Annotated in this window: 27 protein-coding genes; 5 read left to right on the forward strand and 22 right to left on the reverse strand. The window is 62.9% G+C overall.

The window, feature by feature from the left end; genetic code table 11:
• The 8 genes from B3873_RS04340 to flgB all read right to left on the reverse strand — a co-directional run.
• Positions 1-175: flagellar basal body P-ring protein FlgI (locus B3873_RS04340; RefSeq protein WP_286864255.1), on the reverse strand; the 175-nt coding region annotated here is incomplete at its 3' end.
• Between the two features lie 38 nt (positions 176-213).
• Positions 214-873 carry a flagellar basal body L-ring protein FlgH gene (locus tag B3873_RS04345; RefSeq protein ID WP_034331589.1) on the reverse strand — a complete coding sequence of 220 codons (660 nt, stop codon included), beginning with the start codon at positions 871-873 and terminating at the stop codon, positions 214-216.
• Positions 874-933: 60 nt separating this feature from the next.
• A complete protein-coding gene (gene flgG, locus B3873_RS04350; RefSeq protein ID WP_034331590.1) occupies positions 934-1,716 on the reverse strand; it encodes a flagellar basal-body rod protein FlgG in 783 nt (260 codons plus the stop codon).
• Between the two features lie 65 nt (positions 1,717-1,781).
• Complete coding sequence (flgF, locus tag B3873_RS04355) at positions 1,782-2,519, reverse strand: flagellar basal-body rod protein FlgF (RefSeq protein WP_034331591.1); 738 nt, start codon at positions 2,517-2,519, stop codon at positions 1,782-1,784.
• A gap of 110 nt (positions 2,520-2,629) precedes the next feature.
• Positions 2,630-3,910: a flagellar hook protein FlgE gene (flgE, locus tag B3873_RS04360; protein WP_209533054.1), complete on the reverse strand. Its 1,281-nt coding sequence runs from the start codon at positions 3,908-3,910 to the stop codon at positions 2,630-2,632.
• A gap of 39 nt (positions 3,911-3,949) precedes the next feature.
• A complete protein-coding gene (locus tag B3873_RS04365) occupies positions 3,950-4,675 on the reverse strand; it encodes a flagellar hook assembly protein FlgD (protein ID WP_039788492.1) in 726 nt (241 codons plus the stop codon).
• A 14-nt stretch (positions 4,676-4,689) separates the two neighbouring features.
• Positions 4,690-5,094 (reverse strand): flagellar basal body rod protein FlgC, encoded by a 405-nt coding sequence (gene flgC, locus B3873_RS04370; RefSeq protein WP_286864240.1) that lies wholly within the window; start codon positions 5,092-5,094, stop codon positions 4,690-4,692.
• A gap of 5 nt (positions 5,095-5,099) precedes the next feature.
• Positions 5,100-5,528, reverse strand: a complete 429-nt coding sequence (gene flgB, locus B3873_RS04375) for a flagellar basal body rod protein FlgB (RefSeq protein ID WP_039788493.1) — start codon at positions 5,526-5,528, stop codon at positions 5,100-5,102.
• A gap of 228 nt (positions 5,529-5,756) precedes the next feature.
• Here flgB and flgA point away from each other — a divergent pair, with 228 nt between their 5' ends.
• The 3 genes from flgA to B3873_RS04390 all read left to right on the forward strand — a co-directional run bounded on the left by flgA (position 5,757) and on the right by B3873_RS04390 (position 7,512).
• Entirely contained in the window at positions 5,757-6,494 is a 738-nt protein-coding gene (gene flgA / locus B3873_RS04380) for a flagellar basal body P-ring formation chaperone FlgA (protein WP_227022625.1), read from the forward strand.
• Between the two features lie 213 nt (positions 6,495-6,707).
• Positions 6,708-7,022, forward strand: coding sequence for a flagellar biosynthesis anti-sigma factor FlgM (gene flgM, locus B3873_RS04385; RefSeq protein WP_286864241.1), 315 nt, complete (start codon positions 6,708-6,710; stop codon positions 7,020-7,022).
• A gap of 31 nt (positions 7,023-7,053) precedes the next feature.
• Positions 7,054-7,512, forward strand: coding sequence for a flagella synthesis protein FlgN (locus B3873_RS04390; protein ID WP_134222202.1), 459 nt, complete (start codon positions 7,054-7,056; stop codon positions 7,510-7,512).
• Between the two features lie 128 nt (positions 7,513-7,640).
• Here the strand turns inward: B3873_RS04390 and B3873_RS04395 are convergent, their stop codons facing one another.
• The 12 genes from B3873_RS04395 to B3873_RS04450 all read right to left on the reverse strand — a co-directional run bounded on the left by B3873_RS04395 (position 7,641) and on the right by B3873_RS04450 (position 21,632).
• Positions 7,641-8,378, reverse strand: coding sequence for an RNA polymerase sigma factor FliA (locus tag B3873_RS04395; RefSeq protein ID WP_286864243.1), 738 nt, complete (start codon positions 8,376-8,378; stop codon positions 7,641-7,643).
• Positions 8,379-8,383: 5 nt separating this feature from the next.
• Entirely contained in the window at positions 8,384-9,187 is an 804-nt protein-coding gene (locus B3873_RS04400) for a MinD/ParA family ATP-binding protein (RefSeq protein ID WP_039788501.1), read from the reverse strand.
• A 34-nt stretch (positions 9,188-9,221) separates the two neighbouring features.
• Positions 9,222-10,712 (reverse strand): flagellar biosynthesis protein FlhF, encoded by a 1,491-nt coding sequence (gene flhF / locus B3873_RS04405; protein WP_039788502.1) that lies wholly within the window; start codon positions 10,710-10,712, stop codon positions 9,222-9,224.
• Complete coding sequence (gene flhA / locus B3873_RS04410; RefSeq protein WP_039788504.1) at positions 10,709-12,817, reverse strand: flagellar biosynthesis protein FlhA; 2,109 nt, start codon at positions 12,815-12,817, stop codon at positions 10,709-10,711. The genes flhF and flhA overlap by 4 nt, the downstream gene beginning before the upstream one ends.
• Before the next feature lie 2 nt (positions 12,818-12,819).
• Positions 12,820-13,995 (reverse strand): flagellar biosynthesis protein FlhB, encoded by a 1,176-nt coding sequence (gene flhB, locus B3873_RS04415; RefSeq protein ID WP_286864244.1) that lies wholly within the window; start codon positions 13,993-13,995, stop codon positions 12,820-12,822.
• Positions 13,996-14,354: 359 nt separating this feature from the next.
• Entirely contained in the window at positions 14,355-15,014 is a 660-nt protein-coding gene (gene cheZ, locus B3873_RS04420) for a protein phosphatase CheZ (protein WP_286864246.1), read from the reverse strand.
• On the reverse strand, positions 15,007-15,402 hold the full coding sequence (gene cheY / locus B3873_RS04425; RefSeq protein ID WP_006712751.1) for a chemotaxis response regulator CheY: 396 nt from the start codon (positions 15,400-15,402) through the stop codon (positions 15,007-15,009). The genes cheZ and cheY overlap by 8 nt, the downstream gene beginning before the upstream one ends.
• 176 nt (positions 15,403-15,578) lie before the next feature.
• The gene (locus B3873_RS04430; protein WP_209533058.1) at positions 15,579-16,655 is read right to left on the reverse strand and encodes a protein-glutamate methylesterase/protein-glutamine glutaminase; all 1,077 of its coding nucleotides are present in this window, start codon (positions 16,653-16,655) and stop codon (positions 15,579-15,581) included.
• A 77-nt stretch (positions 16,656-16,732) separates the two neighbouring features.
• Positions 16,733-17,338 (reverse strand): chemoreceptor glutamine deamidase CheD, encoded by a 606-nt coding sequence (gene cheD, locus B3873_RS04435; protein WP_286864250.1) that lies wholly within the window; start codon positions 17,336-17,338, stop codon positions 16,733-16,735.
• Positions 17,335-18,207: a CheR family methyltransferase gene (locus tag B3873_RS04440; protein WP_134222200.1), complete on the reverse strand. Its 873-nt coding sequence runs from the start codon at positions 18,205-18,207 to the stop codon at positions 17,335-17,337. The genes cheD and B3873_RS04440 overlap by 4 nt, the downstream gene beginning before the upstream one ends.
• A 262-nt stretch (positions 18,208-18,469) precedes the next feature.
• Positions 18,470-19,549 carry a glycosyltransferase family A protein gene (locus B3873_RS04445; RefSeq protein ID WP_121039707.1) on the reverse strand — a complete coding sequence of 360 codons (1,080 nt, stop codon included), beginning with the start codon at positions 19,547-19,549 and terminating at the stop codon, positions 18,470-18,472.
• A gap of 412 nt (positions 19,550-19,961) precedes the next feature.
• Positions 19,962-21,632, reverse strand: coding sequence for a methyl-accepting chemotaxis protein (locus B3873_RS04450; RefSeq protein ID WP_286864252.1), 1,671 nt, complete (start codon positions 21,630-21,632; stop codon positions 19,962-19,964).
• A 247-nt stretch (positions 21,633-21,879) separates the two neighbouring features.
• Here B3873_RS04450 and B3873_RS04455 point away from each other — a divergent pair, with 247 nt between their 5' ends.
• The gene (locus B3873_RS04455; RefSeq protein ID WP_134222194.1) at positions 21,880-22,155 is read left to right on the forward strand and encodes a metal/formaldehyde-sensitive transcriptional repressor; all 276 of its coding nucleotides are present in this window, start codon (positions 21,880-21,882) and stop codon (positions 22,153-22,155) included.
• A 16-nt stretch (positions 22,156-22,171) separates the two neighbouring features.
• On the forward strand, positions 22,172-23,140 hold the full coding sequence (dmeF, locus tag B3873_RS04460; protein WP_286864253.1) for a CDF family Co(II)/Ni(II) efflux transporter DmeF: 969 nt from the start codon (positions 22,172-22,174) through the stop codon (positions 23,138-23,140).
• An 87-nt stretch (positions 23,141-23,227) separates the two neighbouring features.
• On the opposite strand, the gene B3873_RS04465 is transcribed toward dmeF, so the two are convergent.
• Positions 23,228-23,470, reverse strand: a complete 243-nt coding sequence (locus B3873_RS04465; protein ID WP_034330072.1) for a hypothetical protein — start codon at positions 23,468-23,470, stop codon at positions 23,228-23,230.
• A 118-nt stretch (positions 23,471-23,588) separates the two neighbouring features.
• Positions 23,589-24,040: acyltransferase family protein (locus B3873_RS04470; protein ID WP_414651521.1), on the reverse strand; the 452-nt coding region annotated here is incomplete at its 5' end.

The following is a 24,040-nucleotide window of genomic DNA, read 5'->3' on the forward strand; positions in this document are numbered from 1 at the left end:
CGCTGCCATCGAGGCCCACGACCAGTCCATAGCCAACCAGCTGGTTCTGACGCACGCCCTGGATGCTGGCCAGGTCCTTGAGTCGCTCGGCGTGGGCCGGCGCGGCAGCGGCCACGCACAGTGCGGCCACGGCAGCAGCCGACAGGAGCTTGCTGCCCATCCTGATCATGTCCATGGCGAAAAATCCTTTCCGGGTCATTGCACTACTCCACATCAGAAAGGAGAAACGCTGAAGAAGAAACGGCCCAGCGACGACATGAAGTCAGCCATGTCGACGCGGGTATTGGTACGGTATTCGACCTTGGCGTCAGCCACCAGGGTGGACGAAACGGTGTTGCCGGTCTGGATGTTGTCGGGGCTGACGGTGCCGGAGAAGCGCACGTACTCCACGCCCTTGTCCAACGCTACCTGCTTTTCACCAGAGACCACCAGGTTGCCGTTGGGCAGCACCTCCACCACGGTCACGCCGATGGTGCCGGTGAAGGTGTTGCTGGAGCTGGTGGCGCCCTTGTCCTCGAATTTGGAGGACGAACTGCCGGACGCTGACAGCTCCTTGATGGACGTGCCAAAAATGGTCGGTGCCGGCGAGGCCACCGCGCCCGTCTTGCTGGCAGAGCTGCCGGCGGACTTGCCGGCACTGGTCTTTTCGTTGATGACGATGGTGATGGTGTCACCCACCAGGCGCGCGCGACGGTCTTCCAGCAACGGCCGGTAGACCGCCGACTGGAAGATCGCGCCCGAGGTCGGCGGCGCATAGGAAGCCGGTTGCGGACGCGCCGTCTTGGGCCCGGTCACGATACTGTCCGGCACGGTGGTGCAGGCGCTCACGCTCAACACGCCCGCGATGGTGGCCAATTTCAGCATGCTCTTCATCATTGCCTCGTCCTTCTTCTGCTACCGACTGCCTTGTTCAAAAACCACTGCACGACTGCATTACAGCTGCGAAATCTTGGCCAGCATCTGGTCGGAAGTGGTGATGGCCTTGCTGTTGATTTCGTAGGCGCGCTGGGTCTGGATCATGTTGACCAGTTCTTCCACCACGTTCACGTTGGAGGTTTCCACGTAACCCTGCCACAGCGCACCGGCACCGTTGGTGCCCGGGGTGTTCGGGTTCGGGGTACCGGAAGCGGCGGTTTCCACGTACAGGTTTTCGCCACGGCTTTCCAGACCAGCCGGGTTGATGAAGGTGGCGACCTGGATGGTGCCGATCTGGGTGGTGGCGGTCGAACCGGCCTGCATGATCGACACGGTACCGTCACGGCCCACGGTCAGCTTGGTGGTGTTGAGCGGAATGGTAATCGGCGGCTGCAGGGTGTAGCCGCTGGAGGTCACCATCTGGCCCTGGCTGTCGGTCTGAAAGGAACCGTCGCGGGTATAGGCGGTGGTGCCGTCCGGCAGCAGGATCTGGAAGAAGCCGTTGCCCTGGATCGCCAGATCCTTGTCATTGTTGGTCTGGTTGACGTTGCCTTGGGTGAAGATACGTTCGGTGGCGACCGGACGCACGCCGGTACCGATCTGCAGGCCCGAGGGCAATTGCGTCTGCTGCGAGGACTGGGCACCGGGCTGGCGCACGGTCTGGTACAGCAGGTCTTCGAAGACGGCGCGCGAACGCTTGAAACCGTTGGTGCTGACGTTGGCCAGGTTGTTGGAGATCACGTCCAGTTGCGTCTGTTGCGCATCCAGGCCGGTCTTGGAAATCCACAGGGAACGAATCATTTGTTTCTCCGGTAATCAGCGCTTGCGCTGCGGGTGCATCGGTGAAGTCAGGTGCGTAGGCAGCATCAAGACAGCGACAGGATCGTGGTCGCCTTGGTCGAATCACTTTCGGCGGTCTGGATCACTTTCATGTTCATTTCGAACTGGCGCGACAGGTTGATCATGTTGACCATTGCTTCCACCACGTTCACGTTGCTGCCTTCGACCGCACCGCTGGCCAGGCGCACATTGGCGTCGGGCTGGGCGGCACCGGTGATGGTGCGGAACAGGCCGTCGTCGCCGCGTTTCAGGTTCTTCTCGTCCGGGTTGACCAGCTTGATGCGGCCCAGCACGTTGACCGCATTGGGAATGCCGTTGGTCGGGATCGACGACACCGTGCCGTCAGCCGCGATGGCCACGGTGGTATCGGGCGGAATCGTGATCGGACCGCCGTCGCCCTGCACGGACTGGCCGTTCTGGGTCTGCAGGATGCCGTTCTCGTTGATCTTGAAGCTGCCGTTGCGGGTGTAGGCTTCGCCGCCATCGGCGGTCTGCACCGCGATCCAGCCACGGCCCTGAATGGCCACATCCAGCGCACGGCCGGTGTCCTGGATCGGACCCTGCGAAAAATCATTGCCTGCGGTGGAGTCCACCACGAAAGCACGCGTCGGCAAGCCCTGCCCCACCACCGGTGCCGAACGGAAGGTATTCAATTGGGCACGAAAGCCCGTGGTCGTGGCATTGGCCAGGTTGTTGCTGGCGCTGGCTTGCTGCTCAAGCGTGTGCTTGGCGCCCGACATCGCTGTATAGACCAGACGATCCATATCACCCCTTAGTGGTGGTACCCATCCCTGGCACCACCGGTTGAAACCGGCCACCGGCGACGCCGGCAGCCTTGAAGCAGGCGCGCCGCAAGGCGCGCCGGAACACCCTGTTAACGCAGGCTGACCAGCGTCTGCAGCACGGTATCCTGCACCTTGATGGTCTGCGAGTTGGCCTGGTAGACACGCTGCGCCACGATCATGTTGACCAGCTCGGCGGTCAGGTCGACGTTGGAGTCTTCCACCGCACGTGCCTGCAGGGTACCGAAGGTACCCGTGGTCGGCTTGCCCACCAGCGGGCTGCCGGCGGCGGCCGTGGCGGAGTACAGGTTGTTGCCCAGCGGCTGCAGGCCGTTGGGGTTGGCGAAATTGACCAGCACCACGCTGCCCAGATTCTTGGTCTGCTGGTTGCTGTAGGAACCGACGATGGTGCCGTCCTTGTCGATCGAGAAGCTCGACAGGGTGCCCGGCGGCATGCCGTTCTGGCTCTGCGCCAGGTTGACGAAGGCCGAACCGGTCTGGGTCGAGCCGGTGTAGCTCAGCGCAATGGTGCTGGCGAAGTTGCCGCCGGCCTTGGCGATGCCGGGGTTGGTGCCGGTCGAACGCAGGTCGATGGTCATGGCACCGCCCGAGGTCAGGGTACCGGTCGAATCGAACACCATCGAACCCAGCTTCAGGGGCGTGGTACCACCGGAGGTGGTGGTCAGGGTCTTGCCGTCGACGGTGGCGTAGACGTCCCAGGTAGTGGTCGGCGGCGTGCCGGTCGGCGTGTTCTTCACATAGAAAGTCTGGACGCTGTACGGATTGCCCAGACTGTCATAGATGGTCACGCCGGTCGAGTTGTTGTACGAGGTCGGGTCGGTGGCGCTGAAGGTGGTCGTGGTCGGCACGGTCACGCGCGAATCCAGGTTGACCTTGGTATTGACGGTGGTGGTGGTGGTCGCCGGGATCGAGGAGGTATCAATCTGCAGGCGCACCGGATCGCCACCGGTCACACCGGCTGCATAACCCATCAGGAAGGCCCCGTTCATGCTGGGGTTGACGATGTAGCCGTTCTTGTCGAGCTGGAACTGGCCATTGCGCCCGTACATCGGCGACAGGTCGCTGGAGCTGGCGGCCAACTGGAAGAAACCGTCACCATTGATGGCGATATCCAGCGGGTTGTTGGACGACGTGATATTGCCCTGGGTGAACTGTTGCGCCACATTGGCCACGGTCACACCGATACCCACCGGCGAATTGCCGGAACGGTTCATGGAATTGGCGTACATGTCGGCAAACTGCGTCTGCGACTGCTTGAAACCCACCGTGCTGGCGTTGGCCACGTTATTACCGATGACGTCCAGGCTCTTGGCTGCGCCGTTCAGTCCGCTCAGACCTTGCTGAAAACTCATGAGATATCCCCTTGTTCCGAATGTTGTCGGTAATGACGATTAAAGAATTTGCACGACGTCGGTCGGCTTGATGGTGCCGACATTGGTGACGTTGAGCTTGACGCCGTCCGACGCAGTCGAGACGCTGGAAACGGTACCGAAGGACAAGGTCGATGCGCTGACCGCCGTCCCGTTGTTGGAAGCACTGACCGTGAAGGTGTAATTGCCATCGGCCACCTTGCCACCGGTGTCGTTGGAGCCATCCCAGATCACCGGCACCACGCCGGCGGCCTGGGTGCCCAGGTCGGTGGTGTGCACCACGGCACCCGAGGAATCCTTGATGGTGACCACCACGGAGGAGGCGGTACCGGACAGGTTCACGCCGAACACCGCCTTCTGGCTGGTGGTTTCCGTACCGCTGGCATCCTTGGTGGTATCGCTGGTCAGCTGGATGCTGTTGCCCGGGGCCAGCACGCTGTGGCCGATCATGTTGGCGGTCGACAGCGCTTGCGAGGAGTTGAGGTTGCTCATCAGCGTGGACAGCGAATTGTTCAGCTGGCTGATGCCCGACACCGTGGACAGCTGCGCCATCTGGGTAGTCAGCTGCGAATTGTCCATCGGGTTGCTGGGGTCCTGGTTCTTCATCTGCGCGATCAACAGCGTCAGGAAGCGGTTCTGGATCGCATCCGGGCTGTTGTTGTCCAGGCTGGAAGAGCTGGTGGTAGTGGACGAGCTGCTGCTCGTGCCATTCATTGCGGTGAGCAGGTCACTGGAGACGATTGCCATGGTTCAGGTCCTGGTTATTGGCCGATGGTGAGGGTCTTGACGAGCATGGCCTTGGCCGTGTTCATCGTTTCCACATTGGTCTGGTAAGAGCGGGAGGCCGAGATCATGTTGACCATTTCCTCGACCGGATTGACGTTGGGCATGGCGACGTAGCCATTGCCATCGGCCATGGGATGCTTGGGGTCGTAGACCAGCTTGGGCGGAGCCTGATTCTCGACCACGGCCGCCACTTTCACGCCGCTGTCCTTGACGCTGCCCACCGGAATGGCTTCGAACACCACCTGCTTGGCCCTGTAGGGCGTGCCATCGGGGCTGGTCGCGCTGTCGGCGTTGGCGATGTTGCTGGCCGTGGCGTTGAGGCGCTGTGCCTGGGCGCTCATGGCCGAGCCGGCGACGTTGAAGATGTTGGAAAGAGACATGTTTATCAGCCCGGTTGGATAGCGTTCAGCATGGCCTTGATCTGGCCGTTCACGGAGGTGACGCCGGCTTCGTAGCGGATGCCGTTGTCCAGGAATTCATTGCGCTCCACATCCATATCGACCGTATTGCCGTCCACGCTGCCCTGGGCCGGCGTGCGGTACTGCAAGGCGGTGCCGCCGATGCTGCCCGGACCGTTGTCGGGCGCGGTGCCGGCCACGTGCGTGGCAGCAGTGCGCTCCAGCTGCAGCGGCGGAATCGTGTTGGACTTGCTGTCCAGCGCATTCTTGAGCGCGTCGGCAAAGTTGACGTCACGCGCCTTGTAGTTGGGCGTGTCCGCGTTGGCGATGTTGGACGCCAGCACCTGCTGGCGCTGTGACCGCAGGTTCAGCGCCATCTCGTTGAAACGGAAATAATCGTCGAGCTTAGAGACCATCAGGTCCTCCGGAAGTACCAGCGCCCCCTGTCCTGCCCGGCCGGTTGCCGGGCCACTTGCGGACTGCGCCGATGATGGAATTACGTAGGCTTGATCATACGTTCGCACCCCGAACTCTAAGGGGCGATAAAGAGAGAAAAGCCTCCCCTGTTTGCCCTTTTGACCTCGCGCGCGCGACGTACCATGAGTGCCAAGATTCGCCTATGCCCTGCGGGCAAGTTGCACAAAATGAAACACGCTTTCCGCGCCCTGCGCCGCACTTTCGCCGTCCTGTCCTTGCTGGCAGCCGGCCTGGGGGCGACTGCGCCTGCACTCGCCCAGAACGACCCCAACTCCCCCCAAAAGCAAGACTTGCAAGCCCTGCAACAAGTGGCGGAGCAATTCCTGAAAAGCCAGACCTCGGGCCTGCCCGGCAGCGTCACGGTCACCATCGATCCGGCCGATGCACGCCTGACGCTGGCGGCCTGCCTTGAACCGCAAGCCTTCATGCCCAATGGCGGCCGCCTGTTCGGCCGCACCACGGTCGGCATCAAGTGCGTGGCCCCCTCCCCCTGGACCATCTACCTGCGCGCCAATGTGCAGGTGATCTCGGATTACCTGGTCGCCGCGGTCCCGCTGGCCCAGGGCCAGACCATCAGCGCCAGCGACATCACGCGCATTCGCGGCGACATGTCGGCGCTGCCCAGCGGCGTGATCACCGAAGAATCACAGGTCATCGGCCGCGTCGCCAACATGTCGCTGCGCGCCGGTACGCCGCTGCGCCTCGACACCATCCGCAACCAGCGCGTGGTGCAGCAAGGCCAGGCGGTACGGGTCGTATCGATCGGTCCGGGCTTCCAGATTTCCACCGAAGCGCGCGCCCTGACCAATGCCAACGAAGGCCAGATGGCCCAGGCCCGGACGGCGGCCGGCCAGGTGGTGAGCGGTATTGCCAAAGCGGGCGGGATTCTGGAAATCAACTATTGAGCCGGTGGCCGCGGTTTCTCTATTGATATGAAGCAATTTCCCGCAGGGCAAGTCCCACGCGGAACGCAGCGGATCGCCCGGACAGGAATGTGAAGAAAAGTACCCGAATTCAGCTTAATTCAGGTGCGGGAATGTTAAAGTTTGCCCAGAACTGGTCGATAATCCATACGACAGGCGGGTGCGAAGCGCCCCCACCCTACAAGGAATACTGCCGTGAACGTTAACGACGCCCTCAAATCTGCTGCCCTCAACACCGAGCAGACGCAAACGCAGACCCGCAACACGACTGCCGCCAATCCTGCTGGCACCGACCCGGCCACCACAAAAGCGGCTTCGGACAGCGTGCGCTTGTCCAGCACCTATCAGGCGCTGGAAACCAAGGACACCAAAAACGGCGGTTTCAATGCCGAAAAAGTGGAAAAGCTGAAAGCGGCCATCGCCAACGGCACTTTCCAGATCGATGCCGACAAGATCGCCGACGGCGTGATCGATACTGTCAAGAATCTCATCAGCGCCCGCCCGGCCTGATTCCCGTTTTACCGCTCAGAGGATCTTTCGCATGAATCCGGCCAGCAACCTGTCCCTGGAACACGCCGCGCTGTCGCGCCTGGTGGAAAAACTGAGCCAGGAACAGGCACTGCTGGCGGAAGCCACCGCCGAAGGCCTGACCGACATCATTACCGAAAAGGCCGCCATCGTTGCTGAAATGTCCACGCTGGCCGGCAACCGCCACGCGCTGCTGGGCAGCCTCGGCTACAGTGCAGATGAAAGCGGCATGCAACAGTGGATGAATGAGCAAGCCAGCGACGCTGACCGCGAGATCTGGGCCAGCCTGTTCGAGCTGGCGCAGGACGCCAAGGAACTGAACCGCGTCAACGGCCTGCTGATCGGCAAGAAGCTCTCCATCAACCAGAGCGCCCTGACCATCCTGCAAGGCAAGACCGGCACCGGCAATTTCTATGGCCCGGATGGCCAGAACAGCATCCGGTCCTCGGGACGCCGTCTGGGCGTGGTATAAGTTTCAGCCGCTTCCCGCTCACGGAAGCACAGCAAGATCGCATCAACAAAAAGCCCGGCATTTGCCGGGCTTTGTCGTTAACGCGTCCTGCGTCCTCTCTCGGATCTGCGCCCTGAAGGCAGGCAGCCTCAGGCCACCCCGCTCCAGGAATGCTCGCGCAGATAGGAACGCATGCGCGAGATCGCCTGGCTGTGCAACTGGCACACGCGCGATTCGGAAACGCCCATGACGGCGCCGATTTCCTTGAGGTTCATTTCCTGCTCGTAGTACAGCGCCATCAGGATCTGCTCACGCTCGGGCAAGGCCTTGATGGAATCCACCACGGCTTCGCGGAAACCGCCATTGATCAGGCTCTGCAGCGGATCATCCTCGCCGTCGCCGGTCTGGTAGCGGTCCAGGAAGTGTTCGTGGCCGCCCTCGTCGTCGTGAAAATCTTCGTAATAGATCAACTGGTGGCCGCCGCAGTCGGTCAGCAGCGACTGATACTCGGCCAGGCTGATCTTCATGTGCTGCGCCACTTCCGCTTCTTGCGGCTGACGGCCCAGTTGCTGCAGCAGGGACTGCATGGCTTCTTCCACCTTGCGCGCATTCTGGCGGATGCTGCGCGGCAGCCAGTCGCTGCTGCGCAGCTCATCCAGCATGGCACCACGGATACGCTGCACGGCGTAGGTCTCGAACTGCGCGCCATGGGTTTCCTCGTAGCGGTTGACGGCGTCGAGCAAGCCCATCATGCCGGCCTGGATCAGGTCGTCCACCTCTACGCTGGGGGGCAGCTTGGCCTTGAGCTGATGCGCCAGTTTCTTGACCAGCGGCGCATGCTGCTCCAGCACGTCGTTCTTGCCCTTTTTTCCCTTGACGTTATACATGCACGTCACACTCCCAGACTGGCGCCGTCGGTGGCCATCCCGTAGCTGCTGCGAGCCGCATCCGGACCGGCCGTGAAGCGCTTGGACAGGCGCTGGAAAGCCAGCGCGGCACCAGCGAAGGGAAACACGTCCATCACCGCCCGCCCCTGTCCGGTGGCGCGGCGAATATGGTCATCCGCCGGAATCGCGCCGATGAAATTGAGCTGCGCCGCCAGGTAGCGGCTGGCCGCTTGGGCCATGTTGGCGTAGACGGTACGGGCTTCGGCTTCGGTGGCATCGTTGACGATGAGACTGAAAGGACGACGACCGATGCGGTCGCTCAGGCTCTTGAGGAGCACATAGGCCGCCTTGATCGAAGACGCCGTAGTCGAGACCTGGATCACGATCTCACCCATTTCCATGGTCGGCACCGGCAGCGACAGGTCACGTGCCAGCACGCCATTGACCAGTGTGATCTCGGCCTGCTCGATGAGGCTGTCGAAGATCTCCGCCAGACGGCCGGCATGCGGATCGGTCGCCGAGGGCACGCTGCGGCGGGCGATGCGCGCCATCGAAAAACCTTCCGGCAGGAGCCGTGTGGCTTCCGCCATCGGACGCTCCATGCGCGCCACTTCCTGCAGGGTCGCCACGTCGTGACGCAGGCCGATGCGGGTCAGCAGACCCGTTGTGGCAACGTCGCCATCCACCACCAGCACGCTGTGCTTGGCCTGTGACAGTGACGCAGCCAGATTGATGAGCATGGCACTCTTCTCTTCCTCACCCAGCACCGAGAAGAAGGTGAACAGCCTGGGCACCGGACGCTCCAGCATCCGGCGCAGCCCTGCTGCCTGGTCGATATCGTAACTAGCCAAAGCTCACCTCACGCAGTCCCCGGTCATTCATGGACATGGCAGTAGGACCGATCACGCCCGGCAACTCACCCTCCTGGAATTCGAAAGGGGCGGTTTCGCGCTTCTGCTTGAAGGCACGGTCGGCCAGGTAGAGCTTGTTGGCCACATGCAGGTCTTCCGGCACGCGCTGGCCATTGGCCACGTAATGCAGGTTGAGCTTGTGGCGGATCACCACATCCAGCACGTTGCCGATGGTGGCGGCTTCGTCCAGCTTGGTGATGATGCAGCCGGCCAGCCCGGAGCTGGAATAGGCATGTACCACTTCATTGAGCGTACCGCCGGTGGCGGTGGCATTCAGGCACAGCAGGCGCTTGATGTCCACGCCGGCGCCGGCCAGCATGGCGTCCTGCTCGGCCACCATCTGGTCGCGCTGGCCGACACCGGCGGTGTCGATCAGCACGGTGTGCTTGCCCTTGAGCTCTTCCAGGGCGATGCGCAGGTCGGTCTCATCCTTGACCGAGTGCACCATCACGCCGAGGATCTTGCCGTAGATGCGCAGTTGTTCGTAACCACCGATACGGTAGCCGTCGGTCGTGATCAGGGCCAGCTTGCCGGAGCCGTGGCGCATCACGCAGCGCGCCGCCAGCTTGGCGGTGGTGGTGGTCTTGCCCACGCCAGTGGGGCCGACCAGGGCGAAGACGCCGCCGTTTTCCAGCAGTTCGTTTTCGTTGGCCAGGGTATTGAGATTGCGCGCCAGCACCGACTTGACCCAGAACATGATGTCCTGCGACTTGGAGTTGGCAGGCAGGTTTTCGGTGATCAGGCGCGACAGGCTGGCCGAGAAGCCGGCCGCCAGCATTTCCTTCAGCACCACGCCCTTGAGCGGATCGCGTTTCTGCGTACCGCCCCAGGAAATCTCGGCCAGCTGGGTTTCCAGCACGCCGCGCATGGAGCGGATCTCGCTCATGACTTCGGAAAGGATTTCGTCGTAGTCCTTGCCATCGAATTCAGGCAGGGCCGAACGTGGACGCTGGTCATGTTCACCGGATTCCTGCGCCTGCTGGGCCGAGGCCGGACGGCCACCGGCCGCCTGCTCCGCACGGCGGCTGCGCCAGACGCGGGCATCGCTGGCCGGAGCAGCTTCCACCGGGCGCGCAGGCGCGCGGCCGTGGGCCGGCTGGTCCAGCAATGGCGCATTCTCGGGGCGCGCGGCGCGGGCCGGCTGCTGGGCCAGCGGCGACGACAGCAGCGCCGGACGCTTGGCCTGCTGTGCGTTCGGCGCACCGGACTGCTGCTGCAGCGAGGCCGCCTGCGGGCGAGCATTGGGGTCGCGCGCGCCGGTCGGGGCCACCAGGGTGGTCATGTCCTCGTTGGCCATGGCCAGGATCTCCACCCCGTCAGGAATATTGCGGTTGGAGAGAATGACGGCATCCGGGCCAAGCGCCTCGCGCACCTGACGCCAGGCCTCGCGAGAAGAATTGGCGATAAATTTCTTGACGTTCATGCTTGCCCTCCAACTAGGCTGGTAACTTTAATCGTTTTCGACTCGGGTACTTCAGCGTGCGACAGCACGCGCAACTGCGGCATGGCGCGGCGCAGGAAGCGCGCCAGCAAGGTCCGCAGCGGTGCGCCGACCAGCAGCACGGGCGACAGCCCCATCTGCTCCTGGCGCTGCGCCGCCATTTCGGTCTGCTGCACCAGCGAATCGGCCAGGCCCGGCTCGATGCCGCCGGTGTCGCCACTGGCCTGCAGTGCCTGCATGAGCAGGCGTTCGAGCTTGGAATCGAGGGCCATGACGGCCAGCTCGCTCTCGCCCGGGAAAATCTGTTGCACGATGGCGCGTCCCAGCGCAATCCGTACAATCGCCGTCAGGTCGGTCGGATCCTGAATGCGGGCGGCGTGTTCGGCCAATGTTTCGATGATAGTGCGCATATCGCGGATATGCACGCCTTCCAGCAAGAGGTTCTGCAAGACCTTCTGCAGCGTGCCCAGCGGCAGCATCTTGGGCACCAGGTCTTCCACCAGCTTGGGGGCTTCCTTGGCCAGGTGATCCAGCAGGCTCTGCACTTCCTGGCGGCCCAGCAGTTCGGCCGCGTGCGTGGTGATGAGGTGATTCAGGTGCGTCGCCACCACGGTACCGGCATCGACCACGGTGTAACCCATGGTGGAAGCCTGTTCGCGCAGGCTGCTGTCGATCCACACGGCCGGCAGGCCGAAAGCGGGATCGGAGGTCATCATCCCTGGCAGCGGACCAGTCACCATGCCCGGATTGATGGCCAGGTACTGGCCGGCATGCGCCTCGCCGTTGCCCACTTCCACACCCTTCAGGGTGATGCGGTAGGCCGACGGCTTCAGTTCCAGGTTGTCGCGGATGTGAATCGGCGGCGACAGGAAACCGACTTCCTGGGCGAATTTCTTGCGGATGCCCTTGATGCGCTTGAGCAGTTCGCCACCCTGCCCCTTGTCCACCAGCGGGATGAGACGATAGCCGACTTCCAGGCCCAGCGTGTCGACCGGCATGACGTCGTTCCAGGTCGCCTCTTCCGCTTCCGAGGGCGCAGCTGCGGCGGCAGCGGCCTGCGGAGTGGCCGCGGCGGCTTCGGCCTTGGCCGTTTGCACCCGCTTGCTGATGGCGTAGGCACCGCCGGCCATGGCCGCAGCCAGCAGCAGGAAGGCGATGTGCGGCATGCCCGGGATCAGGCCCATGCCGCCGATGATGACGGCGGTAATGTAGAGCACTTCCGGCTTGGCGAAGAGCTGGTTGATCAGCTGCCCGCCGACGTCCTGGTCGTTGGCCACGCGCGAGACCACCACACCGGCGGCGGTCGAGATGATCAGCGAAGGGATCTGCGCCACCAGGCCGTCACCGATGGCCAGCAGCGTGTAGTTCTTCAGCGCGGCATCGAAGGCCAGGTCGTGCTGCACCATGCCCACCACCAAACCGCCGACGATGTTGACCACTGTGACGATGATGCCGGCCACGGCATCGCCGCGCACGTACTTGGAGGCACCGTCCATGGCCCCGTAGAACTCGGATTCCTGCGCCACTTCCTTGCGGCGGGCGCGGGCTTCGGGTTCACCGATCATGCCGGCGTTGAGGTCGGCGTCGATCGCCATCTGCTTGCCGGGCATGGCGTCCAGGGTGAAGCGCGCGCCCACTTCGGCGATACGGCCGGCACCCTTGGTCACCACCATGAAGTTGATGATGGTCAGGATCACGAACACCACGATACCGACGGTGTAGTTGCCGCCGATCAGGAAGTGGCCGAAGGCTTCGATCACCTTGCCGGCGGCATCCGGACCGGTGTGGCCTTCGGTCAGCACCACCCGGGTGGAAGCCACGTTCAGTGACAGGCGCAGCATGGTCGACACCAGCAGCACCGCCGGGAAGGCGATGAAGTCCAGCGGCTTGACGGTGTACAGCGCAGTCATCAGCACGATCACCGACAGCGAGATGTTGAAGCTGAACAGCAGATCCAGCATGAAAGCCGGCAGCGGCAGCACCATCATCGCCAGCATCATGACGATCAGGATCGGGGCCGCCAGCGCCCGGCCGCTCTTGAGCGGGACCCAGGCCGGGATTTTCATGGTATTGAGTTTGGTTGCCATCGTTACTGCCTGTTTCTACTCTTGGGGCCGCGAGGCTTCTTGGGCGCAGTGGCCGGATCAAGGTCCTTGGGCACGTTCAGTTCGGTCGGTTCTACCGGACGGTTGCCGCCGAACTGACCGAAGGTACGCAACTGGAACACGTAGGCCAGCACTTCGGCCACGGCGGTGTAGAGCGCTTCGGGAATCTCGTCGCCGATCTCGGTATGGGCGTGCAGCGCACGTGCCAGCGGCGGCGCTTCCAGCAGCGGCACCTTGTGCTCGCGCGCCAGTTCGCGAATCTTGGCGGCGACGTCGTCGGCGCCCTTGGCTACCACCTTGGGCGCGCCCATCTTGCCTTCGGTGTACTTCAGGGCGACCGCGAAGTGGGTCGGGTTGGTCACCACCACATCGGCGGTCGGCACTTCGGCCATCATGCGGCGGCGGGCCATGGCGCGCTGCATCGCGCGAATCTTGCCCTTGATGTGCGGATCGCCTTCGGATTCCTTGTGTTCCTGCTTGACCTCTTCGCGCGTCATGCGCAGCTTGCGGCCGTAATTCCAGATCTGGTAAGGCACGTCCAGCGCCGCGATCAGGATCAGCGCCGAGACCATGGTGATGAAGCTGATCCACAGCAGCTGCGCGGCATGTGAACCGGCGGTCTTGAGCGATTCCACGCCCAGGCCCATGACGGCATCCAGCTGGCTGCGGATGGCAATCCAGGCCACGGTACCGACCAGCAGCGTCTTGAGCACCGCCTTGCCCAGTTCGACCAGGGAATTGATCGAGAACATGTTGGCAAAGCCGCTGATGGGATTGAGCTTGCTGAATTTGGGCGCCAGTGAATCGACGTTGAACAGCCAGCCGCCCAGCATCAGCGGCGCGGCCATGGCGGCCAGGGTCATCAGGAAGGCCAGCGGGATCATGGAAACGGCCACATCCAGCATATGGGCACTGAGCATGTCGAACAGCAGCGCCGGGTCGAAGGCGGCCGCCCGTTCGAAGGTCAGGGTCGCCACCATGATGCGATCCAGGGCGGTCACTACCGGGCCGCTGAAAAGCCAGACACAGCTGCCGCCGACCAGCAGCATCAAGGTCGTGGCCAATTCGCGCGAACGCGGGACATCCCCCTGCTCACGGGCACGCTCAATGCGTTTGCCCGTGGCGGGTTCGGTCCGCTCCATGTCGCTGTCTTCGGCCATCCGCCGTATCCCCCTGCTAAACCGCTTTTCCGCCAACGCCGGCGCTGGACGGATTTGTAGAACAATAAGGCTAGGATTATTGGCGAGCGGCCGCCCGGATCATCAGGGGAATAGGGGCGAAAAGGTCCCCCATTTCGGACTAGGCAAAACCGCAAGGGTCTGCCTTGGACAAAACGCTGCGTATGGGGCCGTCAAAATGTGAAGAAAGTCAAGCTGGACGGGCACTTGCGGCCACCTGCCCGGCCTGAAAAGCCCGCCCGGCGTGGCGTAGCGGCCACATCAAGACAAAACGCTCCGGACTTGCCTGATTGGCAAATCGGGAGCGTCTATCCGGGTCGGGAGATACGGAGAAACCGGCTTCAGAAGCCCAGACTCTCCAGCAGGTCGTCCACCTGGCCCTGGTTGGCGTGGACATCCTTGCCGGCAGGATCGATCTGGGGACCGTTGAGCAGCCCCGTATCCTCGCGCTTGGTCTCGGTGGGCGCGTAGTCCACCAGCAGCTGCACCAGTTGCGATTCCAGGTCGTGCGCCAGCTTGGTGACGCGCTTGATGACCTGGCCGGTCAGGTCCTGGAAGTCCTGCGCCATCATGATGTCCAGCAGTTGCTGCTTGGTGACGCTGGCGTCTTCGCTGGCCTGGGCCAGGAAGGCGGAGGTCTTCGCCGCCAGCGCGCGGACATCGGCTTCGGCAAAACTGCCGGTAGCAGCCGCATCCCATTGCGCCTTGAGCTCGCTGGCACCTTCATTGATGCGCTCCTGCAGCGGGCTCGCCATTTCGGTGGCGTTGAGCACGCGCTGGGCGGCCTGTTCGGTCATGCGGGCCACGTATTCCAGGCGGTCACGCGCGTCCGGCATGTCGCTGGCGGCTTTTTCCAGAAGCCGGTCGAAGCCCAGGCCGCGCAAGCTGTCGTGCAGGTTGCGCGTCATGTGGCCGATACGGACCAGCACCTCGTCGTTGACCCCGGTGCCCTCGGCGGAGGGCGTGCGAGCAGGATGGGCGGCGTTGTCCACCTCAGCCACCTGCGGCCATTTTTTCGAAGATCTTGCCCAGCTTCTCATCCAGCGTCGCCGCGGTGAAAGGCTTGACCACGTAGCCATTGGCACCGGCCTGGGCGGCGGCGACGATGTTTTCCTTCTTGGCTTCGGCGGTCACCATCAGCACGGGCAGCTTGGACAGGGCCGGATCCTTGCGGATTTCCTGCAGCATGGTCAGGCCATCCATGTTGGGCATGTTCCAGTCGGAGACGACGAAGTCGAACTGGTCGCTGCGCAGTTTCTGCAGCGCCTGCACGCCGTCTTCGGCCTCGTCCACGTTGGTGTAGCCCAATTCCTTGAGCAGGTTGCGCACGATGCGGCGCATGGTCGAAAAGTCATCGACGACTAAGAACTTGGTATTGGGACCCGACATGCTAAGACTCCATCTGAACAATTGAATTCTTGATTATCGGCAAGTTGCACGACGAACTTGAACCGACCTCTCTTTTTACCTCAGCACGGGCGGGAGAGCCCATGCTGCCTCTTATCTGCAACGCATTGTAGTGCAGCAAAACAAAATTGGCAGAACAATAAGCGCTGAAAAATGCTTCATACGCGCAATGCGCGGCTTCCGTGTTCTGCCAGCCACGCCAGCACCCGGGCCGGCATGGATTGCAGCGACAGCACTTCGTGCGCGGCCCCGATGGCAATCGCTTCGCGCGGCATGCCGAAGACCACGCAGGATGCTTCATCCTGGGCAAAGTTGTAGGCCCCGGCATTGCGCATCTCCAGCATGCCCTGGGCACCATCCTTGCCCATGCCGGTCAGGATCACGCCGACCGCGTTCTTGCCGGCACAGGTAGCGGCCGACTGGAACAAGACATCCACCGAAGGACGATGCCGGTTCACCGGTGGGCCCTGATCGAGCTGGGTCATGTAGTTGGCACCGCTGCGCACCAGTTTCAGGTGCGAGTGGCCCGGCGCGATGTAGGCATGGCCAGGCAGCACGCGTTCGTTGCCGGCCGACTCCACCACCGAGATCTTGCACAGGTTGTTGAGGCGCTGGGCGAAGGAGCGCGTAAAGCCTTCCGGCATGTGCTGGGTGATCAGGATGCCCGGGCAGTCGGAGGGCATGCGGATCAGGAATTCCTTGATGGCTTCGGTGCCGCCAGTGGAGGCACCGATGATGATCAGTTTTTCGCTACTGGTGAGCGGATTGCGGATCTGCGGCAAGACCTCGCCGGGCGTGGCCGCCTGCTCGGCGGCGCGCGACGGACGGGCGCGCACGCGCGCCTTGGCGGCGGCGCGGATCTTGTCGGCGATCATGTCGGCATATTCCTGCATGCCGCTCTGAATCGAGATCTTGGGCTTGGTCACGAAATCGATCGCACCCAGCTCCAGTGCACGCAGGGTGATTTCGGAGCCGCGTTCGGTCAGCGAAGACACCATCACCACCGGCATGGGACGCAGGCGCATCAGCTTTTCCAGGAAATCCAGGCCATCCATGCGCGGCATTTCCACGTCCAGGGTCAGCACGTCCGGATTGGTCTGTTTGATCAGCTCGCGGGCAATGATCGGGTCCGGCGCCACGCCGACCACTTCCATGTCCGGCTGGTTGCCGATGATCTCGCGCATCACGCTGCGGATCAGTGCCGAATCGTCGACGATAAGAACTTTAATTTTCATCACTCAATCACTCAATCACTCAAACTCAATGTTGCAGGTTGCCCTGAGATGGGCCGGGTGTCGTCCACCCTGCCCCATCAGAACAGATCCACCTCGCCGCCGACCGGCTTGGTGACCAGCTTGCTGGCGTAGGCTTTTTCGCGGTTCACCAGGGTGTCGTTGTGCATCTGCTTCAGCTTCTTGACCAGCACCTTGCCGGTACGCGGGAAGAAGTACACCTTGCGCGGATAGATATCGTTGAGATCTTCGGCCACCACGCGGATGTTTTCCGCCTTCAGGTAGCGCCGCACGAATTCGGCATTGCGCTCACCCACGTTGATGGCCGAGAAACCGCGCAGCACGTTGCCGCCGCCGAACACCTTGGCTTCCAGGTTCTCGCGCCGCGCGCCGGACTTGAGCACTTCGTTGATCAGCACTTCCATGGCATAGGTGCCATAGCGCGCCGAGGCCGACACCGGGCTGCCATCGTCGCCGCCGCCATCGGGCAGCATGAAGTGATTCATGCCGCCAATGCCGGAGACCCGGTCACGGATGCAGGCCGAGACGCAGGAGCCCAGCACGGTGACGATCATCATGTCCTTGCTGGTGAAGTAGTACTCGCCCGGCAGGATCTTGGCCGCGTCGCAATCGAAAGTGCGGTCGTAGTAGAGATTGGTGGCAATCTGCTCCGAGGCGTGGCTCATGGCTTGGCCCTCACGACGCGCTGGTTGGCGTTGAGCTCATAGACCGTCTTGCCCTTGAGCTTGAGGGCGTCGGAGACATACAGGAAGTTCTCCGAGTGGCCGGCGAACAGCAAGGCGTGAGGCTTCATCAAGGGTACGAATCGGGACAGGATCTTGCTCTGGGTAGGTTTGTCGAAATAGATCATCACGTTGCGGCAGAAGATCACGTCGAACTGGCCGCTGAGGGGCCAGCCATCGCCCAGCAGGTTCAGTTGCTTGAAGGTGATCAGCTTGCGCAATTCGGGACGCACGCGCACGTAACCCTCATGGCTGCCCTTGCCGCGCAGGAAGAATTTCTTGACGCGCTCGGGCGACATCTTCTCGATGCGCTCCATGGGATAGACGCCATTGGCACCGGTAGCCAGCACGTTGGTATCGATGTCGGTGGCCACGATCTGTACGGGCGGCGTCATCGAGCCATAGGCTTCACAGGCGGTCATGGCGATGGTGTAGGGTTCTTCTCCGGTGGAGGCGGCCGAACACCAGATGGTCGCGGGTTCCTTCAGGGTCTTGAGGAAGTCGGCGAGGATGGGGAAATGGTGCGCCTCGCGGAAGAACGAGGTGAGGTTGGTGGTCAGCGCATTGGTGAAGGCTTCCCACTCTTCGGAGTCGTGGGTGCGCTCCAGCATGTCCAGGTATTGCTGGAAGGAAGTGATGCCGGTGGCGCGCAGGCGTCGCGCGAGGCGACTGTAAACCATTTCCTGCTTGCTGTCGGCCAATGCGATGCCGGCCCGCTGGTAGATCAGGCCACGCACTCGCTCGAAATCACGGCTGTTGAAATCGAACTCCTTGCCGGATGATTCGCCCTTGCCTGGTACCGTCGGCTTCACTGTCTTCCCTTCCCTGGCGCAGCGCACGTCGCGGCGCTGCTTGCTATCTGTCGCCCGCCCCATCTGGGCGGACATCCCCTTGGCGCATAATCTATCAGCCGCCTGGCGGGGTCAAGCGAATCAGCCTTGGAAATGAAACGGTTTTACCCCCCTATTGCGACAAGTCAATCGGGGGCAGCCGTGCATAGACTTCTCAATCCTTGGAAATCCTCACGGGAAGCGTGGGACGGAGCGAGCGGGATCGGTCCCGCCCGCTACTGCATCAGGCCGGAACACCTTCCGGCAGGACACTCATGCGGCGCTTGCCGGGCAGGCGGCGAATCAGCCAGGAACGGATCGCGTTCCACTCGCCGGTCTCCGGCACTTCGCGCGACTGGAACAGGAAGTAACGCCACAGCAGCAAGGCGCTGTTGCGGGTGTCGGCGATCTTGCGGAACCGCAGTTCACGCTCGACCTCCGGCGATCCCTCAAAACCGGCACGCACGCTGGCAGCCATGCGTTCGAATTCCGCCGAGAAATCGCTGCGCCCTTCCAGCTCGAACAGGATCCCGCCATGGTTGCAGAAAGGCGCCGGATCGAAATAAGGCTGCTGCTTCATCTGCGCAAAAGCGCGGGAGAGATAACGCGAAATCTGCAGCGAGACTTTCATTTGATCATCGAAACGACGCGCACTGACGTTGTTACCGTGCCAACGATACTTGATCAGCTTGTGCGGCACGTTGTTGCACTTGCCCTGCACGGCCAACTGCCCGAACAGGAAGTAATCTTCCGCCAGATTCTTGACGACCATCTGCTGCTCAGGGGCGAAGACGCCCATGAAATCGCTGCCGTAACGGATGCCAGCCTTCTGCACCTGAGCAAAATCCAGCATCGCCGTGGGGTGTGCAATCGGATTGCGGAACAGGCTGGCGGCACCGACGCGCAAGCGGCCGATGGGCATCGACATGTCGCCGATCGGCGCGCCGGCGGCATTGATCACGTCGGCCTGGCCACCGATGGCCACGCACTGGCGGTCCTGCTCGAAGGCTGCCAGCGACAGCGCCATGCGTTCCGGGTAGCAGACATCATCGGCATCATGCCGCATGACATAGCGGCAATCGCTGATCTCCAGGCCCTTGTTGAGCAGGCCGGACAAGCCATCCGCCTCGGGGAAGGAATGCAGTTCGATACGCGGATCGGCCTCGTGATAGCGCGCGGCCATTTCTGCGCTGCCGTCATCCGAGCCGTGATCCAGCACCAGGACACGCCAGTCCTTGAAACTCTGTGCCTTGAGGCTGTCCAGGGACTCTGCCAGGAAATCCACGCCATTCTTCACCGGCAACAAGACGTCGATGGTGGCCATCGTCACACTCCATAATCAAATGATTGAGATCCATCCGCGCACAAGACCTGGCGCGGGACAGTCGGCGCATTGCCCCGCCAGTCATCCTTGCAATGAGAGGCTTGGACGAGCCACCTGGCCAACAGTTCAGGGATGAGCTGACCAGCGCAAGCCATCATGCGGCAACCGGAGGCATCGCCGTCATCACCCCGCAGGAGCGAAGCGCGCTGCACCTCGGCCCCGAGGCTGAACAGCAGGCCGCAGACGCAAAAAGACAACCACGCTGACCTCATTGCGATGGCGCAACAAGCAACGCGACCTTCTGGCGGGCGGTTTATGCTGCACTGCAAATACTTGTCGAATAGTCTATCAAGCTCTACGGAGTGTCAAGCAAATCTGGCGGCGCCAGGCGGGGCCCCGCCAGCTGCCGCCCTCAGCGCCGCAGCCCGCGCGTGCCCGCGGACGCCAGCCGGGGGGCGGCTGCGGCAGGCACCGGCGTTTTGGCCGGCACCGCATCGCCGGAGGCCGGTGCGTGGCTGGAGCGATACCCCACCCGGAAGCCGCCCCAGTGCTTGCCGTTCACGTAGATCGGCACCGACAGGTCGTGCATGACCTCGCCAGTGTCGCGCTTGTAGGTCTGCAGGAGGAAGGGCCTGGTATTGGCTCCGCAGCGCTTGCCGGTGCGGTCGCTGAAGATGCGTTTGGTGCGGTTGTTGACCAGATCGGTGTCGTAGTCGCCGGTCAGGGGCTGGGAGAACTTCTTGTTGTGGGTCGGGAAGTAGCCGTTGTTGTCCACGGCACCCGCGTAGGCCAGTTGCGGCATGCTGGCCAGCAGCGCTTCCTGGATCGCTGGCAGCACCCGATCGGTAAAGCCGTCGAACTGGCTGGAATGCTTCTGCGGCGAGGTGTTGGGGATAGGCTTGTAAGTACGGTCGAACAGCGCCGCCTCACTGATCTGGCCGGAACGGATCGCGGTCTCGAACAGCTTGCCTACGGCCTGCGCCGCCCCCGTGGCGGCGACACGGATATCGTCGTGTCCGCTCCGGGCGCCGCCATCGATGATGGCTTCGAACACAGCTTCGGCACGCTCCGACAACACCATGGCGGACGCCGCCACGCGCGGCAGTTCCTGATCGGTGTGCAGCATGCCGTTGCGGATGTCGGTGATGGCCTCGGCGATCTCCTGCGTGGTCTGCACGTGTTCGCGCGAGGCCACCGCGATCTCCTCGATCTGCTCCTGCGACTGGCTGGAAGAGCGTTCGATGCTGTTGAGCAGGCCGTGTACCTTCTCCACATTCTGGGCTGCCTCCAGCACCCGGCTGCTGAGCGAATTCATGCCGGTCGCCGCGCGCTCGGCTTCTTCGGTGATGGCCCGCACCATCACGCCGATGTCATCCGTGGCTTCCTTGGTCCGCTGGGCCAGCTGGCGCACTTCGCCCGCCACCACCGCAAACCCGCGCCCCTGCTCGCCGGCGCGCGCCGCCTCGATGGCGGCGTTCAGGGCCAGCAGGTTGGTGCGGGCGGCGATCTCGCTGATGACTTCGGTGATGCCGTGGATGCGGCGCGACTTTTCCTGCAGCTGCGCCATCATCGACGAGGCCGACAAGGCATCCGTGCGGGCCTGCCCGATCTGCTGCAGGCCGCGATCCACTTCCGAGCGGCCGCTGACACTCTCGGTACGCACCTCCGCCGCAATGGCCGAGGCGCGCTCGGCATTGGCGGCAATCTGTTCAGTGGTAGCGGCGTTCTGCTCGGCACTGGCCGCGATGCGGTCGGCGGCGACCACGTCCTTGCTGATCTTGGTCTTGATGGTATCGACAAAGAAGGAGGTCTCCGCCGCCCCGATCATGATGTGATCGATCTCCCCGCTGATCTTGTCGACCAGTTGTCCTTCTCCGGGCTGTGCGCGCCGCTGCGCCAGGGCAAACCCGGCCAGCCCCAGCACCACGGCCACACCGCTGCAACCGGGCGCGCTCAGCCATTGCGCGGCACCGGCCGCGTGCAGGACCAGGGCCCCTGCCCCGCCCAGCACCAGGCCCGCCACCCAGGGCAAAACACCCGTCCATGCCCGGGCGGATGCACCGGCTCCCTTGTTCTTCCCCATCCTTGTCTCCTCGCGGATTTTCCGCTTTTCTTCACCTGATCCATTACAGGTTTGAGTGCGGACGAAACACGCCGCATTGTCCAGAGGCTATAGCGGCCAGCTTACGCGTAACTGAATGAACAACGCTTCATATAGCCATATTGCCACAGCACAAGAGCGCCGGTACCCCTGCCCCAAGGCCAATTGCACTTGTCCAGCGCAATGAAGCTATAATCCCCCCCTTTAATAGGATAGGGGGGTATGGTATATGGCCCATCTCACACAACAGACGGATGCCCTGCTCAAGCGCGTGCGTCGCATCGGCGGCCAGGTGCAGGCACTGGAACGCGCACTGGAGGCCGAAGCCGACTGTGCCAAGACTTTGCATCTGGCGGCAGCCATCCGTGGCGCCGTGCATGGCCTGATGGACGAGCTGATCGAGGCGCATGCGCGGGAACACGTGGCCGCCCCCGGCCTGACCGATGAACAACGCCAACAGGGACTGGAAGAAGTCCTGGAGGCAATTCGGCGCTATGCCAAATGAAGTCCAAGGAGACGCCATGACCAGTCCCGCCACTTACCGCCACGAGCATATGTATCTCGGTGCCAACCATGACCGCAACACCCGACGCACGCTGTGGGTGGTGGCCTTGACCGCCGTGATGATGGTGGCCGAGATCGCCGCCGGCTACTTCACGGGTTCCATGGCCCTGCTGGCCGACGGTTTCCACATGGCCACCCACACCGGCGCGCTGGCCATTGCTGCCGGTGCTTACGTGTTTGCACGCCGCCACGCGCATGATGGCCGTTTCAGCTTCGGCACCGGCAAGGTCGGCGACCTGGCCGGTTTTGCGTCGGCACTGGTGCTGGCGGTGATCGCCATCGGCATCGGCGGCGAATCGGTGTGGCGGCTGGCCAGTCCGAGCGCGGTGGATTTTGGCGAGGCGATCCCGATTGCCATCGTCGGACTGATCGTCAACATCGCCAGTGCCTTGTTGCTCATGGAAGGGCATCATGGACACGAGCATGCCCACGATCATCCTCACGGTCATGCGCATCACGGGCATGCGCACCAAGAACACCATGACCATCACGGCCATCACCATGACGGCCACGACAACAATCTGCGCTCTGCCTACCTGCACGTGGTGGCCGACGCCCTCACCTCGGTGCTGGCCATTGCCGCCCTGCTGGCCGGCCTCTATCTGGGCTGGACCTGGCTGGATCCGCTGATGGGCGTGGTGGGTGCGGTGGTGATTGCGCGCTGGTCGTGGAGCCTGTTGCAAAGCAGTGCTGCGGTGCTGCTGGATGTGACCGATGCACAGGTCGCGGCGCGCATCGAGCAGGCGCTGGCGGACGAAGCAGTGCACATCGAGGACCTGCACGTCTGGCGCATCGGTCCTGCGGCGCGCGCGGCGATCGTCAGCGTGTCCGGCGGCCAGTCCGTCACCGAAGCACGCTTGCGGGAAAAACTGGCGGCGGTGAGCGAGCTGCGCCATCTGACGCTGGAACTGCATCAGGCCGGATGAGTGAGCGGCAGGCTGGCGTGAACGATGAACAAAAAAGACAGCGGCCGAGGCCGCTGTTTTTACATCTGCCGGGTGCAGCGTGCTGGCTCAGCGCCAGCCGCGATGCCAGCCGTAGTGCGGGTGATGCCAGCCCCAGCCATAGTAGGAGTGATATTCCCAGACCCAGCCCGGACCGGGCGAAGCATAGGTGGGCTGCACGTACACCACCCCCGGCGGCGCAACGTAGGCCGGCTGGGCCACATAGGCCGGGCGTACCGTGGGCGGGGTCACCACGCAGCCGCTCAGGCCGAAGGCCGCGGCCAGTGCCGGGATCAATAGTAGGGATTTCATGGTCTTGCTCCTGATCTTGTTTGGCGGAATGTGACGGCGTGAGCAGACGCCGTTGACCACGATGGTGGTGAACAGATAACGAGCCAAATCAGAAGCGGGCGGACCTGAATTTGTGTGTTTATGTAACCTGCCGGGAGGCGGGATGTGTTTCTGCACGCCACCATCTTTCCGCGAGACGCCGCGACCTGGCGCGCAATGGAGTTTCCACGAACCGCTGGACCAAGGCGGAAATGACCAGCACGATCGCGATCAGCAGCCCCCACGCAATGATCACTTCCACGACCGACAGCTGCGGCGTGCTTCGTTCGCCGATCATGGCTTCCGGTTTTTTCAGCACCACCCGCATAACCTGGCTCAGTACCCAGATCACTGCCACGTGCGACATGTATACGGCGTAGGAGACGGCACCCAGCCAGGTCAGCGCCTTGAGGTTGAGCAGGCGATTCAGGTAGCCATCCTTGACGGCGACCACGCTGGCGATGAGCAAGGCGCTGAGCAGGTAGATCACCGCATCGTATCGCTCCGACGTCTTCCAGTGAAGAAACGCGACGATGGCGGCAAAGAGGATCA

It is taken from the genome of Herbaspirillum sp. UBA812 (assembly GCF_002296545.1).
In the GTDB taxonomy this organism is placed as follows: domain Bacteria; phylum Pseudomonadota; class Gammaproteobacteria; order Burkholderiales; family Burkholderiaceae_D; genus Herbaspirillum; species Herbaspirillum huttiense.